Annotated in this window: 14 protein-coding genes; 4 read left to right on the top strand and 10 right to left on the bottom strand. The window is 67.4% G+C overall.

The genetic code is table 11. The features are described 5' to 3' along the window. Positions 1-4: 4 nt before the first annotated feature. From sucD to J7500_RS01495, 3 genes are all read right to left on the bottom strand, one after another. Positions 5-889 (bottom strand): succinate--CoA ligase subunit alpha, encoded by an 885-nt coding sequence (gene sucD / locus J7500_RS01505; protein ID WP_294059369.1) that lies wholly within the window; start codon positions 887-889, stop codon positions 5-7. A gap of 35 nt (positions 890-924) precedes the next feature. Then, positions 925-1,887, bottom strand: a complete 963-nt coding sequence (gene mdh, locus J7500_RS01500; protein ID WP_294059368.1) for a malate dehydrogenase — start codon at positions 1,885-1,887, stop codon at positions 925-927. 170 nt (positions 1,888-2,057) lie between these two features. After that, positions 2,058-3,914, bottom strand: a complete 1,857-nt coding sequence (locus tag J7500_RS01495; RefSeq protein ID WP_294059365.1) for a glycoside hydrolase family 2 protein — start codon at positions 3,912-3,914, stop codon at positions 2,058-2,060. Between the two features lie 108 nt (positions 3,915-4,022). On the opposite strand from J7500_RS01495, the gene J7500_RS01490 reads away from it, so the two are divergent. Next, positions 4,023-5,129, top strand: coding sequence for an acyltransferase (locus tag J7500_RS01490; protein ID WP_294059363.1), 1,107 nt, complete (start codon positions 4,023-4,025; stop codon positions 5,127-5,129). On the opposite strand, the gene zapE is transcribed toward J7500_RS01490, so the two are convergent. The 7 genes from zapE to sdhC form a co-directional block, all read right to left on the bottom strand. Next, the gene (gene zapE, locus J7500_RS01485; protein ID WP_294059360.1) at positions 5,099-6,211 is read right to left on the bottom strand and encodes a cell division protein ZapE; all 1,113 of its coding nucleotides are present in this window, start codon (positions 6,209-6,211) and stop codon (positions 5,099-5,101) included. The two genes, J7500_RS01490 and zapE, sit on opposite strands and share 31 nt — an antisense overlap. Positions 6,212-6,236: 25 nt before the next feature. Further along, entirely contained in the window at positions 6,237-7,019 is a 783-nt protein-coding gene (locus J7500_RS01480; protein WP_294059359.1) for a succinate dehydrogenase iron-sulfur subunit, read from the bottom strand. An 81-nt stretch (positions 7,020-7,100) separates the two neighbouring features. Continuing rightward, complete coding sequence (locus J7500_RS01475; RefSeq protein ID WP_294059358.1) at positions 7,101-7,685, bottom strand: peptidase S14; 585 nt, start codon at positions 7,683-7,685, stop codon at positions 7,101-7,103. A gap of 45 nt (positions 7,686-7,730) precedes the next feature. Next, positions 7,731-8,666 carry a C13 family peptidase gene (locus tag J7500_RS01470; RefSeq protein WP_294059357.1) on the bottom strand — a complete coding sequence of 312 codons (936 nt, stop codon included), beginning with the start codon at positions 8,664-8,666 and terminating at the stop codon, positions 7,731-7,733. 281 nt (positions 8,667-8,947) lie between these two features. Next, positions 8,948-10,750, bottom strand: a complete 1,803-nt coding sequence (gene sdhA / locus J7500_RS01465; RefSeq protein WP_294059356.1) for a succinate dehydrogenase flavoprotein subunit — start codon at positions 10,748-10,750, stop codon at positions 8,948-8,950. Beyond that, positions 10,750-11,139 carry a succinate dehydrogenase, hydrophobic membrane anchor protein gene (sdhD, locus tag J7500_RS01460; RefSeq protein WP_294059355.1) on the bottom strand — a complete coding sequence of 130 codons (390 nt, stop codon included), beginning with the start codon at positions 11,137-11,139 and terminating at the stop codon, positions 10,750-10,752. Before sdhD ends, sdhA begins: the two co-directional genes overlap by 1 nt. Further along, positions 11,132-11,560 carry a succinate dehydrogenase, cytochrome b556 subunit gene (gene sdhC / locus J7500_RS01455; RefSeq protein WP_294059353.1) on the bottom strand — a complete coding sequence of 143 codons (429 nt, stop codon included), beginning with the start codon at positions 11,558-11,560 and terminating at the stop codon, positions 11,132-11,134. The genes sdhD and sdhC overlap by 8 nt, the downstream gene beginning before the upstream one ends. A gap of 167 nt (positions 11,561-11,727) precedes the next feature. On the opposite strand from sdhC, the gene J7500_RS01450 reads away from it, so the two are divergent. From J7500_RS01450 to J7500_RS01440, 3 genes are read left to right on the top strand one after another with little or no spacing between them, the layout of a single operon-like run. Then, positions 11,728-13,089, top strand: coding sequence for a methyl-accepting chemotaxis protein (locus J7500_RS01450; RefSeq protein WP_294060654.1), 1,362 nt, complete (start codon positions 11,728-11,730; stop codon positions 13,087-13,089). A 47-nt stretch (positions 13,090-13,136) separates the two neighbouring features. Then, positions 13,137-13,841: an SDR family NAD(P)-dependent oxidoreductase gene (locus tag J7500_RS01445; protein WP_294059352.1), complete on the top strand. Its 705-nt coding sequence runs from the start codon at positions 13,137-13,139 to the stop codon at positions 13,839-13,841. A gap of 11 nt (positions 13,842-13,852) precedes the next feature. After that, positions 13,853-14,827 (top strand): 50S ribosomal protein L11 methyltransferase, encoded by a 975-nt coding sequence (locus J7500_RS01440; RefSeq protein ID WP_294059351.1) that lies wholly within the window; start codon positions 13,853-13,855, stop codon positions 14,825-14,827. Positions 14,828-14,888 lie beyond the last annotated feature (61 nt).

The following is a 14,888-nucleotide window of genomic DNA, read 5'->3' as shown; positions in this document are numbered from 1 at the left end:
AAACTTACCCCTTGAGCACTTCGACGAGCGTCGAACCCAGCTCGGACGGGCTGGCGGCGACCTTGATCCCGGCCGCTTCCATCGCCGCGATCTTGTCCTCGGCGCCGCCCTGGCCGCCCGAGACGATCGCGCCGGCATGGCCCATGCGGCGGCCCGGAGGCGCGGTACGGCCCGCGATGAAGCCGGCCATCGGCTTCTTGCGGCCACGCTTGGCCTCGTCGCGGAGGAACTGCGCGGCTTCCTCTTCGGCCGAGCCGCCGATCTCGCCGATCATGATGATCGACTTGGTCTCGTCGTCGGCGAGGAACAGCTCGAGCACGTCGATGAAGTTGGTGCCGTTGACCGGATCGCCGCCGATGCCGACCGCAGTGGTCTGGCCGAGGCCCGCGTTGGTGGTCTGGAACACCGCCTCATAGGTGAGGGTGCCCGAGCGCGACACGACGCCGACCGAGCCCTTGGAGAAGATCGAGCCGGGCATGATGCCGATCTTGCACTCGCCCGGGGTGAGCACGCCGGGGCAGTTCGGGCCGATCAGGCGCGACTTGGAGCCCGAGAGCGCGCGCTTGACGCGGACCATGTCGAGCACCGGAATACCCTCGGTGATCGCGACGATCAGCGGGATCTCGGCGTCGATCGCCTCGAGGATCGAATCCGCGGCGAAGGGCGGCGGCACGTAGATCACCGACGCATCGGCGCCGGTCTTCGACTTGGCCTCGGCGACGGTGTCGAACACGGGCAGGCCGATGTGCTCGGTGCCGCCCTTGCCGGGCGTGACGCCGCCGACCATCTGGGTGCCGTAGGCCAGCGCCTGCTGGGTGTGGAAAGTGCCGGTCTCACCCGTCATGCCCTGGGTAATGACCTTGGTGTTCTTGTCGACGAGGATGCTCATGCGGGTTCTCGTGTCCTCAAAATTGGAAAAGCGGTTTAGGCGAGGCTCTCGTCGATGCCCTTGCAGGCGACGAGCAGTTCCTTGACCGCGTCGACCGAAACCTGGAGATTGGCCTTCGCCTCGTCGTCCAGCTCGATCTCGACGATCTGCTCGACGCCGTTCGCGCCGATGATCACGGGAACGCCGACGTACAGGTCATCGACGCCATACTGGCCGGTCAGGTGCGCGGCGCACGGCAGCAGGCGCTTCTGGTCGTAGAGATAGGCCTCGGCCATCGCGATGCCGCTGGTGGCCGGTGCGTAGAAGGCCGAACCGGTCTTGAGCAGGCCGACGATCTCGCCGCCGCCCGAACGGGTGCGCTGGACGATCGCGTCGATGCGCTCCTTGGTCGAGCGGCCCTGCTTGATCAGGTCGGGGATTGGAATGCCGGCGACGGTCGAATACTGGACGACCGGGACCATGGTGTCGCCGTGGCCGCCGAGCACGAAGCTGTTCACTTCCTTGACCGAGACCTGGAATTCCTCGGCAAGGAAGTGGCTGAAGCGCGCCGAATCGAGCACGCCGGCCATGCCGACGACCTTGGTGTGCGGGAGCCCTGAGAATTCGCGCAGCGCCCAAACCATCGCGTCGAGCGGGTTGGTGATGCAGATCACGAACGCGTCGGGCGCATTGGCGGCGATGCCTTCGCCGACAGCCTTCATGACCTTGAGGTTGATGCCGAGCAGATCGTCGCGGCTCATGCCCGGCTTGCGGGCGACGCCGGCGGTGACGATGATCACGTCTGCGCCCGCGATGTCGGCATAGTCGTTGGTGCCGGTGATCTTGGCATCGAAGCCCTCGACCGGGCCGCACTGGCTGAGGTCGAGCGCCTTGCCCTGGGGCACGCCTTCGACCACGTCGAACAGGACGATGTCGCCCAGGCCCTTGAGTGCTGCGAGGTGTGCGAGCGTGCCGCCGATGTTGCCGGCGCCGATCAGCGCGATCTTCTTGCGGGCCATGGAATCTCCTTAGCGTAGTTCAAGCAGCCGCAGACGCAGCTGTGGCGCCGTGAAAACGTGGGCGGCTTAGACCCATGATAGGAGGGTCGCAACCCGGGAATCGCGCGGCGCCCAGATTATCTTTGCAACTAATTCGCAACTGCAATAGGGGCGAGCGCCACTGCGCCGCGTCAGTGCTCCGACGCGGCGCGGCGGCGATATTCCTCTGCCAGCACGAAGAACGCCTGCTTGCGCTGTCCGGTTTCGGAGATCAGCCCCTTGCGGTTCCAGCCCTGCTGATAGACCGGGTGCTGGCGGCGCGGAGAGCGGAAATCCTTGAGAATCCAGGGGCTCATCCCGCGCAGGTTCGGCACCTTGGCGGCCATGGCGAGCGTCTGGCGATAATATTCGGCCTGATATTCCTCGCTGAACTTGTGCGGCTCTGCCGCGGCATCGTGATAGCCGGCGAGCGCGTCGGCGCCGAATTCGGAGAAGATCAGCGGCTTCTGGACCGGCGAGCGCCATTCGAGCGAGGGCAGCGACGCGAGCGGATCGTCCGAATACCAGCCGTTGTAGGTGTTGACTGCCATCACATCGAGATCGCCGACCAGCGGATCGTCGATCGTATTGACGCGGTCGTCGCGCTTGCTGAGCAAAGCGGCGGTGACGAGGCGGCTGTCGTCGAGGTTTCGGACGTCGCCGATCAGCGTGCGCAGGAAGCTGTTGCGGGCATTTCCGATCGGAGTCTCGTTGGCGACGCTCCACAGGACGATCGCGGCGCGGTTGCGGTCGCGCACGATATTCTCGCGCAGCATCCGGCGCGCGGTGGCGAGCGTCGCCGGATTGTCCCAGGCGACGCGCCAATAGACCGGGATCTCGCTCCACACGAGCAGGCCGAGCTCGTCGGCGGTGCGCGTCATGATTTCGTTGTGCGGATAATGGGCGAGGCGGACGAAATTGCCGCCGAGGCCCTGCTTGATCTCGCCCAGCAGCGCGTGCGCAGCGGCGGGCGTGATCGCGCGGACCGGATCTCGGCCGAGCTCTTCCTCGTGGAGCGAGATGCCGCGCAGGAAGATGGGCTTGCCGTTGAGCAATATGTCGGCGCCGCGGACTTCGATCGTGCGGAAGCCGACGCGGTCGCGCAGCACGTCGCTGCCGGCCTCGACGTTGACGTCGTAGAGCGTCGGCGTTTCGGGCGACCAGCGGCGCAGGTCGCGCGGCGCGGGCGCGGCGCCGCTCCAATTGCCCTTGGCGTCGGTGCTGCCCCAGAGCGTGAGGTCGAGCGCCTCGATGCGCACGCGCACGTCGCGCCCGGCGGCATTGGGGCCGTCGAGATGGACATCGACATGGACGCGCCCGTCGCGGCCGAGGCGGATCCAGGCGTCGTCGACGAAGGTCTCGGGCACGGTGACAAGCGACACCGAGCGGGTGATGCCGCCATAGGTCTCCCAATCGGTGACGGGCGGGGGGACGTCGGCGTCGGTGCGCGCCGAATCGACGCCGACGGTGATCTGGTTGGTACCGGCGCGCAGGAACTTGGTCACGTCGAAGACGAAGGGCGTGAAGCCGCCGCGGTGGCTGCCGACGGGCTTGCCGTTGAGATAGACTTCGGCGGAATAGTCCGCGGCGCCGAAGCGCAGCAGGGTGCGGGTGCCGGGCCGCGGCGCCGCGGCCTCGAAGTTGCGCTGGTACCAGACCAGGCCCTGATAATAGCGCATCTCCGCCGAATGGCCGATCCACGAGCCGGGCAGATGCGTGACGGGCGAGCGCTGCATGTCGAACTCGAACAGCGCGCGCGGATTGGCCGCGGCGACATCGGCCTGGACGCTGTCCTGCCAGCGGCGCGTGCTCGAGCCGGGAGGGCCACCGTGGAAGCCGGCCATGCCGTCACGGAAGGGATCGACCGACCAGTGCCAGGCGCCGTCGAGGCTGCGGCTCTCGCGCATGTCGGCCGAGGTGAGCACCAGTTGTGCCGCTGCAGGCATGATCCAGAGCGCGGCAAGTGCCGCAAGCCCTATCGCAAGGCGGTAGATTCCGGTCGCGCGCATCCCGTTCCCCGTTTCTATTTTGCTCGATTGCTAGCGGCAGCGTGCGGCTTTGGCGAGGGTGGGGGCGCGGAAAGAGGATATTAAAGGCGGCGGGTGCAGAATGCGCGCATGGCCGGCCGCGACACGCGCAACCTGATCGCTCTCGATTTGCTGCGGTTCGCCTGCGCGCTGATGGTGCTCAGCTTCCATTACTGTTCGTCGTTTGCCTCCGGGGGACCGCCGGGAGGCAGTGCGATGCTGGCCGGAATGCCGGTCGACGGACGGTTCGCCGATTGGGCGAGCAACGGCTGGATCGGAGTCGAGCTGTTCTTCCTGGTATCGGGCTTCGTCATCGCCTGGTCGGCGGAGGGTTCTACCGCTGCGGGGTTCCTGCGCCGTCGGGCGCTGCGACTGGCTCCCGCCGCCTGGCTGTGCGCAACGCTCACCGCAGCGGTTCTGCTGGAGTGCAGCAATCTTCCACCTGCCCAGATATTGTTCGAGTGGCTGTCGTCGCTCGGCTTTTCGCCGTTCAAACCGTACGTCGATCCCAGCTATTGGACGCTGGCGATCGAAGTGGCCTTCTATCTGGCTATGGCGGCGGTGTTGGTCGGCGGATCCGATCTGGCGCGGATCGAGCGTTTCGGCATGCTGCTCGGCTGCGCCAGCCTCGCCTTCTGGATGGCGGCTGCCGCGGGGATGGTGCCCGGATCGGACAGCCGCTTCTACCAGCTCACGCTGGTTTCCTACGGCTGCTTCTTTGCGCTCGGCATCCAGCTGCGCGTCATCCAGCGTGATGGCGCGCGGCCTGTCCGGCTGCTGCTCGCGCTGTTGTTCGCTGTGGTCGGGCTGATCGAGATCGACGTTCATCGCGCCCTGATCTTCGGCGACCGGTCGGCGCCGATCCCCGCGCAACTCCTGTTCGGCATAGGGTTGCTCCCGATCCCCTTCGCCGAACGGCTCCAGCCTTGGCTTGCCCGCCGAATTTCGGGCCCGGTCGCCGCGACGCTGGGGTTGATGACCTATCCGCTCTATTTGCTGCACCAGGAACTCGGCGCAGTGATGATCGGTGCGTTGATGCGTCTGGGTCTGGGGTTCTGGTTGGCGGCCGGACTGGCGCTGGCGGCGTCACTCGGCCTCTCATGGCTGACGGTGCGGTTCGGCGAGCCTTGGGTGCGCGCGGGTCTGACGGGGCTTGGCCGTCCCCATCAGCGCTCGCCGTGGCCTTCGGCGAGGTAGCTGTCCGACGCCATCTCGTGGAGCCGCGAGACGGTGCGCTGGAATTCGAAGGCGCCGTCGCCGGCGATGTACAGCTCGTCAGGCGCCGCATCGGCGGCGGCGAGCAGCTTGACTCGGTTCTCGTAGAGCGCGTCGACCAAAGTGACGAAGCGCGCGGCCTCGTTGCGGTTGTCGGGGCCGAGGCGCGGGATGCCGACGATGATGACGGTGTGGAAACGGTGCGCGATCGCGAGATAGTCGGAGGCGCCGCGCGGTTCGCCGCACAGGCGCTTGAACGAGAAGACGGCGACGCCCTTGAGGCACTTGGGGACGTGGATCTCGCGCCCGCCCTTCACCGGCAGATCGCACGCAGGCACCTTGGCGCGATCCTCGACCGAAAAGTCGGTCAGGCGGAAGAAGGCCGCGGAGAGCTGGGCGGTGGCTTCGGGCCCGTTGGGGACGAGCCAGGTCTTCATGCTGCCCAGTCGATCGAGCCGGTAATCGACGGGCCCGTTCAATGCGAGCACGTCCATCCGCTCCTCGATCAAGTCGATGAAGGGAAGGAAGAGCTGGCGGTTGAGCCCGTCCTTGTAGAGGTCGCGCGGCGGGCGGTTCGAGGTCGCGACCATGGTGAGGCCATGGCCCATCATCTCGGTGAACAACCGCGAGAGGATCATCGCGTCGGCCGGGTTGTTGACCACCATCTCGTCGAAGGCGAGCAGGCGGGTGTTCTCGACCATCGCCTCGGCCACTGCGATGACGGGATCGGCAGTGTCCTTCTGGCGCTCGACGTTGAGGCGTTCGTGCACCTCGAGCATGAATTCGTGGAAATGGACGCGGCGTTTTCTGCGAATGTCGACGCACTCGAACAGCAGGTCCATCAGCATCGACTTGCCGCGGCCGACATCGCCCCAGAGATAGATGCCGCGCGGGGGTTCGGGCGCACGACCGAGCGCGCGCCAAAGGATGCTGCCCTTTCGGGGAGTCGCTTCGAGCTCGGTCGCGAGCCGCCCGAGCCGTTCGGCGGCCGCGCGCTGTTCAGGATCGGGCCGGAGCTCGCCTGCGGCAACGAGCGCTTCGTAGCTGGCGAGAACCTTGCTCACTTGTCCGGAAAGCCGGGAGGCGCGATCAGAGCGCCCGCTCGGCTTCCATCTTCTTGATCTCGGCGATCGCCTTGGCCGGGTTGAGACCCTTGGGGCAGACGTTCGCGCAGTTCATGATCGTGTGGCAGCGATAGAGGCGGAACGGATCCTCGAGCTGGTCGAGCCGCTCGCCCGTCATCTCGTCGCGGCTGTCGGCGAGCCAGCGATAGGCCTGGAGCAGGATCGCCGGACCGAGGAAGCGGTCGCTGTTCCACCAATAGCTCGGACACGAAGTCGAGCAGCAGGCGCACAGGATGCACTCGTAGAGGCCGTCTAGCTTCTCGCGGTCCTCAGGCGACTGGAGCCGCTCCTTGCCCGATGGGGTGGTCGAGACGGTCTGGAGCCACGGCTTGATCGAGGCGTACTGCGCATAGAAGTGCGTGAAATCGGGGACGAGGTCCTTGATCACGTCCATGTGCGGCAGCGGGGTGATGCGGATGTCGCCCTTGATGTCCTCGATCGCGGTGGTGCAGGCGAGACCGTTGCGCCCGTCCATGTTCATCGAGCACGATCCGCAGATGCCCTCGCGGCACGAGCGGCGGAAGGTAAGCGTCGAATCCTGCTCGGACTTGATCTTGATCAGCGCGTCGAGGACCATCGGGCCGCACTCGTCGAGATCGATCTCGAAGCTGTCGTAGCGCGGGTTCTCGCCCGACTCGGGGTCGTAGCGATAGATCTTGAACTTCTTGACGCGGCTGGCGCCCGGATCGGCCTTGTGCTCCTTGCCTTTGGCGATCTTGCTGTTCTTGGGCAGGAGAAATTCGGCCATCTCGGGTTCCTTTGCTGCGCGCGCGATAGCCAATCGGGCGTGGTGGCTCAAGCACCTATGCGGCCGCGGCGCGCTTCGCGGTCAGATCACGTCGAGCACGAGGCCGAGATCCAGCGCCTCCTCAGCCTCGATGTACCAGCCGACCGGGGCGCGGCGATGCACCTCGTCGAAATCGACTCGCGAGCCCGCGACGAGCGCGCGAAAGCCTTCCTCCTCGATCCGGATGGACTGCTCGATCTCGCGCAGATTGGCTTCGATGACGGTGACGCAGGCGCGCAGCGGGCCGGAGACGTTGATCGTCTTGGTCAACTGGCGCTCATGGACCAGTAGCCGCGTGCCGCGAGTGAGGAAGCGGCGCTCGGCGGGGAAGCCCGCCATGAATGTGGCGCCGGCCGAATAGACCGCGACCTTGCCCAGGAAGATCGCCTCGCGCCCGCTATACTCGCTGAGCAGCCGGACATCGTCGGCCATGAGTCGGGCGACCTCGGGATCGCCGCCGAGAGTCGAGAGCGAGATCACAAGCGGCCCTTCGGGCGGCGCGCCGGCAAGCTGCTGGCGGAAGGCGCCGTACATCACATGATCGACGGCGCCGTGGAGCACCACGTGCGGCGATGCGAGTAGCGGATAGCGCGCGGCGCGGCTGTCGGGTTCGGAGGAATCGGCCATGGTGCTGCGCCAACAGGTCTGCGGCGCGGGGGTTCCGTCCCGCGCTCAGTCCTTGAGCGCGTCGGTAGCGGGGGCGCCGGCGGGCGGGGACGCGACCTTGGGCATGCTGGCCTCAAGCGGAGCCAGCCACGCCGAGACGTCGGCGCCCATCGCGATCTGGGGATTGGAAGGCGTGAGGCCGTTCGACCTTTCCCAGTCGTCGATCAGCCCGCGCGCCTCGCGTACCGCCGCCTCGAGCGGCTGGGGCTTGCGCAGCGCGTGGTTGACCAGCGCGTCGCCGAAGAAGGTCCAGTCGTTCTCGGCGCTGCAGCCGAAGGATGTGCGGTCCGACGCAGCCGCGGTGACCACGACGCTGTGCGCGTCGGCGAGCGAGGGCACGAAGATCCCCGAATAGCATGCTGAGAGAATCAGCAGCCGGTTGCGGATGCCCAGCTCGTCGAAGATCGCGGCGAGCCGGGCCGGGGAGACCAGCCCATAGCCTTCGTCGCCGTCGTGATAGGCGAGCGCCACTGGCGCGCCATGGGTGGTGACGTAGAGCACCAGAACGTCGTGCTCGCGGTCCATCAGCTCGGCGGCGCGCGCGATCGCCAGGGTGAGCGATTCGGGGTTGCCCTGGGGAAGCGGCGGGGCGCCGCGGCCGGTATCGCCCGCAAGGACGATGGTATGGCCCGCGGCGCCGTAGCGGCGCGACAGCACCTTCCCCGCCTCGCGCGCTTCGCGGGCGAAGACCGGATCGCTGTCGAGCGCGACCGACACGACATAGGCGTCGACCACCCCGGCCCGTTGCGGGGTGAGCGCGTCGAGCGCGCGCTCCCGGCGGCGCCGGTCTTCGAGGAGTTGCCGGGCCGAGCGGCCGCGCTCGAGCTGCGGGCCGAGTGCCAGCGCGGCGTCCATCTTGGCGGGGTCATCCTCGACGAGGAGCGGAGGCCATTCGTGATTGTGCGAAGCTGTCGACGCGAGCGACTGGGAAGCGGCCGGCATCGCCCACGCCAGAACGGCGCAGGCAAGAGCGCACCAATGGAGCCGAACACGCATCGAATTTCCCCGTTTCGTGTGCGTAATCTCTACGCAGGAGAAACGAAATCAACTCTGGGGCGGTACGTAGTCGGAAGCTATAGACTACGCATAGGTGCCGGCGGTTCTTGCGCGCCGTGACGCGGCACAAATGCGCCAAGATGTGGCGAACGGGGCGAATTGAAGCGCCTCGATGGGCGAACTTCGCCGGTAAATGCCGGCCCTCCGGGCGGAGGGCCGGCGGATCGTCAATACACGCGCTTCTTCGGTTCGATGTACGCGATTTCGTCGGTCAGGGTGTAGTCGTGCACCGGGCGATAGTCGATCGCAGTGGTGCCGCCCTTGCCGCCCCAGCCGTCGAAGCTGGCGACGGTGTGCTTCATCCAGTTGGCGTCGTCGCGGTTCGGATAGTCCTCGTGCATGTGCGCACCGCGGCTTTCCTTGCGGTTCTCGGCGCCCTTGATCGTCACCATGGCCTGGCCGAGCAGATTGTCGAGCTCGAGCGTCTCGACCAGATCGGTGTTCCAGATCAGCGAACGATCGGTGATGCCGACGTCCTGGAAGCCGCGATAGACTTCCTCCATCTTGGCGACGCCTTCCGAGAGCAGTGCGCTGTCGCGGAACACGGCACAGTGGCGCTGCATCGTCTTCTGCATCTCGGCGCGGACCTGCGCCGTAGGCTTGCCGCCCTTGGCGTTGCGGAAATGGTCGAGCCGCGCGAGCGCCTGCTCCTCCGAGCCCTTGGGCAGCGGATTGTGTGGCGTGTTGGGCTTGAGCAGCTCCTTGAGGCGCAGGCCCGTGGCACGGCCGAACACGACCAGGTCGATCAGCGAGTTGGAGCCCAGGCGATTGGCGCCGTGGACCGAGACGCACGCCGCCTCACCCACCGCGAACAGGCCGGGGACGACGGTGTCCGGGTTGCCGTCCTTATTGATGACGACTTCGCCGTGATAGTTGGTCGGCACGCCGCCCATGTTGTAGTGGACGGTCGGGACCACCGGCAGCGGCTGGCGAGTCAGGTCGACACCGGCGAAAATCTTGCCGGTTTCCGTAATACCTGGAAGCCGCTCGTGCAGGATCTTCGGGTCGATGTGGTTGAGGTGAAGGTAGATATGGTCCTTCTCCTTGCCCACGCCGCGACCCTCGCGGATCTCCATCGCCATCGAGCGCGCGACGACGTCACGCGAGGCGAGGTCCTTGGCGCTGGGAGCGTAGCGCTCCATGAAGCGCTCGCCCTCGGAGTTGGTGAGATAGCCGCCCTCGCCGCGCGCGCCCTCGGTGATGAGCACGCCGGCGCCGTAGATGCCGGTCGGATGGAACTGGACGAACTCCATGTCCTGCAACGCGATGCCCGCGCGCAGCGCCATGCCGTTGCCGTCGCCGGTGCAGGTGTGCGCCGAAGTCGCCGACTGGTAGACGCGGCCGCCGCCGCCGGTGGCGAGCACCACGGCATGGCTGCGGAAGCGGTGGATCGAGCCGTCTTCCATGCACAGCGCGATCACGCCGCGGCACGCGCCGTTCTCCATGATCAGGTCGAGCGCGAAATATTCGACGTAGAAGTCGGCGTCATACTTCAGGCTCTGCTGGTAGAGCGCGTGGAGCATGGCGTGGCCGGTACGGTCGGCCGCAGCGCAGGTGCGCTGCACGGGCGGGCCGGCGCCCATGTTCTGCATGTGGCCGCCGAATGGGCGCTGGTAGATGGTGCCGTCCTCGTTGCGGCTGAACGGCACGCCGGCGTGCTCGAGCTCGTAGACCGCCTGCGGCGCCTCGCGCACCATATATTCGATCGCGTCCTGGTCGCCGAGCCAGTCGGAGCCCTTGACGGTGTCGTACATGTGCCACGACCAATGGTCAGGCGTGTTGTTGCCCAAGCTCGCGGCGATGCCGCCCTGCGCCGCCACGGTGTGGCTGCGGGTGGGGAAGACCTTGGTGATGCACGCGGTCCTTAAGCCCGCTTCGGCGCAGCCCATCGTCGCGCGGAGGCCCGAGCCGCCGGCGCCGACGACGACGGCGTCATAGCTGTGATCGATGATCTTGTAGGCGGCGGGCATCAGGCGACGGCTCCGGCCGTGAAGGCCAGCTTGAGGATCGAGAAGATCGCGAACGTTCCCGCCGCGATGGTGAAGTATTTGAGCAGGATGAGCAGCACGAAGCGGGTGTGATCGTGCTGATAGTCCTCGATCACCACGGTGAGGCCGTGGTGGAAGTGATAGAAGGTGCTGACGACGAGCAGGATCAGCGGCACCGCCACGATCGGCTGGGCGATCCAGCCGACGAGCGTCGCATAGTCATGCGCCGGAAGCATCGCGATCGAGATCAGGAACCACAGGACGAGGATCAGGTTCGATCCCGCGCTGACCTTGTGGTGCCACCAGGCGTCGGCGCCCTCATGCGCCGAACCGAGGCCGCGGACGCGGCCGATGCTGGTGCCGTTACCCATTGCTCTTCTCCAGCAGGAAGACCCAGAACGCCGCGGTGGCGAGGATCGAGAAGACGAAAGTGACGAGCGCGGTGCGCTTGTTGCCGCCGAGCTCGAAGTTTGCGCCCGCGTCGAGGAACAGGTGACGCACGCCCGAGGCCATGTGCTGGAAGAAGGAGAGCGTGAGCCCCACCGCCAGGATATAGCCGAGGATGTTGAGCCCGCCCGACTTGACGGTGAACAGCTCGACGAAGGCCGCATAGGCGGCCGGGCCCGAGGACAGCGCGGAGAGCCACCAGACGAACAGGATGGTGCCGACCGTCGCCATTCCGCTTCCGGTGACGCGGTGCACGATGGAGACCGTCATCGACGGGCCCCATTTCCAGATCGAGAGATGCGGCGACAGCGGTCGCGCCGGGTTGCGGACGTTGGCCAAGGACATTCCTTTCGGGTCGACGCCCGCCTCCTTAATCCCCGCGTCGCCGGATGCAAGTCGCAACGCGGAAAGCATGGGTGGCTAACCGCCCCTTAACCAGTTGCGGGCATAGCTCGTTCAGGAGTGCCGCGTCTGATGCGCGGCGGCGAGAGGGGATTTCCTTCGTGACGATTATGGCTTCGACCAACGACCTGCCGGCCCCCGGCACGATGAGCGCGCGGATCGACCTGGGCGCGCGGTTGGGGATCTTCGACTTCGACGGAACGCTCCTCGCCTCGAGCCGAGAGGCATGGGCGGTGCTCGAGCCCGAGATCCGCGCCGTCTCCGAAGCCTATTGGAAGCAGTGGCTGCGCTGCTTCTCCGAACAGCGCAACTGGGCGCCCGACGACACCGAAAAGATGATCGACGTCGGCATCCAGTTCCTGCGCAACCGTTTCCTCGACACTTCGGGCAAGGCCTGGATCGAATCGATCGAGCGCTCGGTCGCCGCGGCCTATGCGGCCGACGTCCCGCCGATGGCGCTGCTCTCGATGATCAGCGCGAGCGATCGCGCCGCCGTCGACGTGCTGATCCGCCGCGTGCCCCGCGAGGACGCGCGGCTGCCGGCTCTGATCGACACGCTGATGCGCCTCTCCGCGCTCGAGGGCGACATCACGGTCGAGATTTATTCGATGTACCGCGATCATAGCGCGCAGGCGGCCCGCGACCGGCTGGCGGCGGAATTCCGCGACTCGATCGGCATGACCGTCGAGCGCGCGAGCAACGAAGGCGATCAGCTGCGCGTGCAGGCGGTGCAGACCTCTGCGGCGGCGCGCGGCATGCTGGGCAAGGCGAGCGAAGTCGCCGCGGCGGCCGAACAGTCGGCTGTGGCGATGCGCGAGGCGGCGCAGACCGCGGCAGGGCTGATCCGTGCGATCGAGGAAGCGCGCACCGAAGTCGAGGCTGCAGCCGAGATCGCGACGCGGGCCTCGGGCCAGGCCGGCGCGGCGGTGGGGATGAGCGAGATGCTCAGCGACCACGCCAAGTCGATCGAATCGATCCTGAGCCTGATCCGCGACATCGCGGGGCAGACCAACCTTCTCGCGCTCAACGCGACGATCGAAGCGGCGCGTGCGGGCGATGCCGGCCGTGGCTTCGCCGTCGTCGCACAGGAAGTGAAGAGCCTGGCGAACCAGACCGCGCGCGCAACCGACGACATCGCCGCGCAGATTGCCGCGATCCAGTCGGCGACGCGTTCGACCGTCGACACCAACGCCTCGATCCGTTCGACGGTGACCGAAGTGCAGGAAAGCGCCAATCGCATCCGCACCGCGATGGAAGTGCAGGCGCAGACCGTGACCGCGATCACCGCAGCCGTCGACGAGACCGCGCTCGCCGCCGACTCGATGTCCGCTACGATCGGCGCGATCCGCGAGGATACCAAGGTGGTAACCAGCGAGATCGACACCCTCCAGCGCGACGTCGCCGAAGTCGACGACCGGCTCAACCAGCTCCGCGTCGCCGCGGACACCTTCTCGGCCTCGGTCGCCGCCTGAGCTCAGCACGCTTCCCTCTGCCCATGGCTTCGCGCTAGGGCAGAGGGATGAGCCACACGCACATCCTCCTGACCGGCAGCAGCCGCGGCATCGGCGCGGCGATCGCCAAGACGCTCGACCGGCCCGGAATACGCCTGGTCGGCCACGGTACGCGGAGCGGCATCGCCGCCGACTTCACCGATCCGGCTGCGCCCGCCGCGCTGTGGCAACAGGCGCTCGACGCGCTCGACGGGCGCGTCGACGTGCTGATCAACAACGCCGGCATCTTCGAGGCGACTCCGCTCGAGCTCGACCATGACGATTGGGTCGCGGGCTGGGAGAAGACGATGCGCGTCAACCTGACCGCATCGGCCGAGCTCTGCCGGCTGGCGGTGCGCCACTGGCAGGCCGAGGGGCGGCCGGGCCGCATCGTCAATGTCGCGAGCCGCGCCGCCTATCGCGGCGACAGCCCGGCGCACTGGCATTATGCCGCCTCCAAGGCGGGCATGGTCGGCATGACCAAGAGCATTGCCCGCGGGTACGCGCGCGACGGCATCCTCGCCTTCGCGATCTGCCCGGGCTTCACCATGACGGGGATGGCCGAGGATTATCTCGCGAGCCGCGGCGGCGACAAGCTGCTCGCGGACATTCCGCTGGGCCGCGTCGCCGATCCCGACGAAGTCGCGGTGCTCGCGCGCTTCTGCGCGCTCGAGGCGCCGCCCTCGATGACCGGCGCAGTGCTCGACATCAACGGCGCCAGCTACGTCCGCTGAGGGGAAGAGACATGGCAAGCTGGAAGCTGACACTCCCCTGCACCCGCGCCGAGGCGGAGGCGATCGAGGCCGATGAGCTGGGGCTTTTGGGCATCGAGCCGACGCCGGTGCTGATGACCAGCGAGCGCGTGGAGGACGATCCCGACAGCTGGCAGCTCGACGCCTATTTCGAATCCAAGCCCAACAGCGGGGCGCTGGAGGCAGTGGCGCGGCTGGTGCCGAGCGCGGCGGGGACGAAGCTGGTCCCCGAGCGTATCCGCGACGCCGATTGGGTGACGCTGAGCCAGGCGGGGATCGAGCCGGTCCATGCCGGGCGTTTCTATGTCCACACCGGCACCAACAAGGGCGCGGTGCCCGAGGGCGCCAAGACACTCCGGATCGACGCGAGCGTGGCGTTCGGCACCGGCACGCACGAGACGACCTCGGGCTGCCTGCTCGCGCTCGACCGGCACAAGCGCAGCGGCGCCGTGGTGCGCAACCTGCTCGACCTGGGCACGGGCACCGGGCTGCTCGCCTTCGCAGCGCTGCACCTGTGGCCGCGCGCCTATGCGACGGCATCGGACATCGACCCCAATTCGATCGAGGTGACCGCCGCCAATGCCGATCTGAACGGCGTGGCGCTCGGCGGCGGCGCGGGCGAGCTGGTGCTCGCGGCCGCGGCGGGGATGGACAATCCGCTGCTTGTCGGGCGCGGGCCCTATGACCTGATCATCGCCAACATCCTCGCGGGCCCGCTGATCGAGCTGGCGCCGAGCATCTGCGCGTCGCTGGCCGAGGGCGGCACGCTGATCCTCGCCGGGCTGCTCGAGGGCCAGGCCGAGGCCGTGCTTTCCGCCTATCGCCAGCAGGGGCTGCGCCCGGTGGCGCGGACCGACCGCGGCCATTGGCCGACGCTGACTTTGGTCAAGCGCTACCGCTACGGCGCCCCGCGCGTGCGCCGCCGGAGCCAGGGGCGCGGCGAGGCGCCGGGGTTCGGGAGCTGGTAGGTTCCGTCACCCCCGCGAAGGCGGGCGCCCAGAGCCATGCACGACATCGCTCGTGATTCCT

This window comes from Sphingomonas sp., from assembly GCF_017744835.1.
In the GTDB taxonomy this organism is placed as follows: Bacteria; Pseudomonadota; Alphaproteobacteria; order Sphingomonadales; family Sphingomonadaceae; genus Sphingomonas.
Note: the sequence above shows the minus strand (reverse complement) of the source record. Positions and strands in the feature narration are given on the sequence as shown.

What these genes read in the sequence shown, in the direction of transcription:
- J7500_RS01475 (WP_294059358.1), bottom strand. Translation starts at nt 7,685, where the DNA reads ATGGCCGATTCCTCCGAACCCGACAGCCGCGCCGCGCGCTATCCGCTA.
- sdhA (WP_294059356.1), bottom strand. Translation starts at nt 10,750, where the DNA reads ATGCCCGCCGCCTACAAGATCATCGATCACAGCTATGACGCCGTCGTC.
- J7500_RS01440 (WP_294059351.1), top strand. Translation starts at nt 13,853, where the DNA reads ATGGCAAGCTGGAAGCTGACACTCCCCTGCACCCGCGCCGAGGCGGAG.
- J7500_RS01450 (WP_294060654.1), top strand. Translation starts at nt 11,728, where the DNA reads ATGGCTTCGACCAACGACCTGCCGGCCCCCGGCACGATGAGCGCGCGG.
- J7500_RS01470 (WP_294059357.1), bottom strand. Translation starts at nt 8,666, where the DNA reads ATGCCGGCCGCTTCCCAGTCGCTCGCGTCGACAGCTTCGCACAATCAC.
- J7500_RS01445 (WP_294059352.1), top strand. Translation starts at nt 13,137, where the DNA reads ATGAGCCACACGCACATCCTCCTGACCGGCAGCAGCCGCGGCATCGGC.
- sdhD (WP_294059355.1), bottom strand. Translation starts at nt 11,139, where the DNA reads ATGGGTAACGGCACCAGCATCGGCCGCGTCCGCGGCCTCGGTTCGGCG.
- sdhC (WP_294059353.1), bottom strand. Translation starts at nt 11,560, where the DNA reads ATGTCCTTGGCCAACGTCCGCAACCCGGCGCGACCGCTGTCGCCGCAT.
- J7500_RS01480 (WP_294059359.1), bottom strand. Translation starts at nt 7,019, where the DNA reads ATGGCCGAATTTCTCCTGCCCAAGAACAGCAAGATCGCCAAAGGCAAG.
- J7500_RS01495 (WP_294059365.1), bottom strand. Translation starts at nt 3,914, where the DNA reads ATGCGCGCGACCGGAATCTACCGCCTTGCGATAGGGCTTGCGGCACTT.
- sucD (WP_294059369.1), bottom strand. Translation starts at nt 889, where the DNA reads ATGAGCATCCTCGTCGACAAGAACACCAAGGTCATTACCCAGGGCATG.
- J7500_RS01490 (WP_294059363.1), top strand. Translation starts at nt 4,023, where the DNA reads ATGGCCGGCCGCGACACGCGCAACCTGATCGCTCTCGATTTGCTGCGG.
- mdh (WP_294059368.1), bottom strand. Translation starts at nt 1,887, where the DNA reads ATGGCCCGCAAGAAGATCGCGCTGATCGGCGCCGGCAACATCGGCGGC.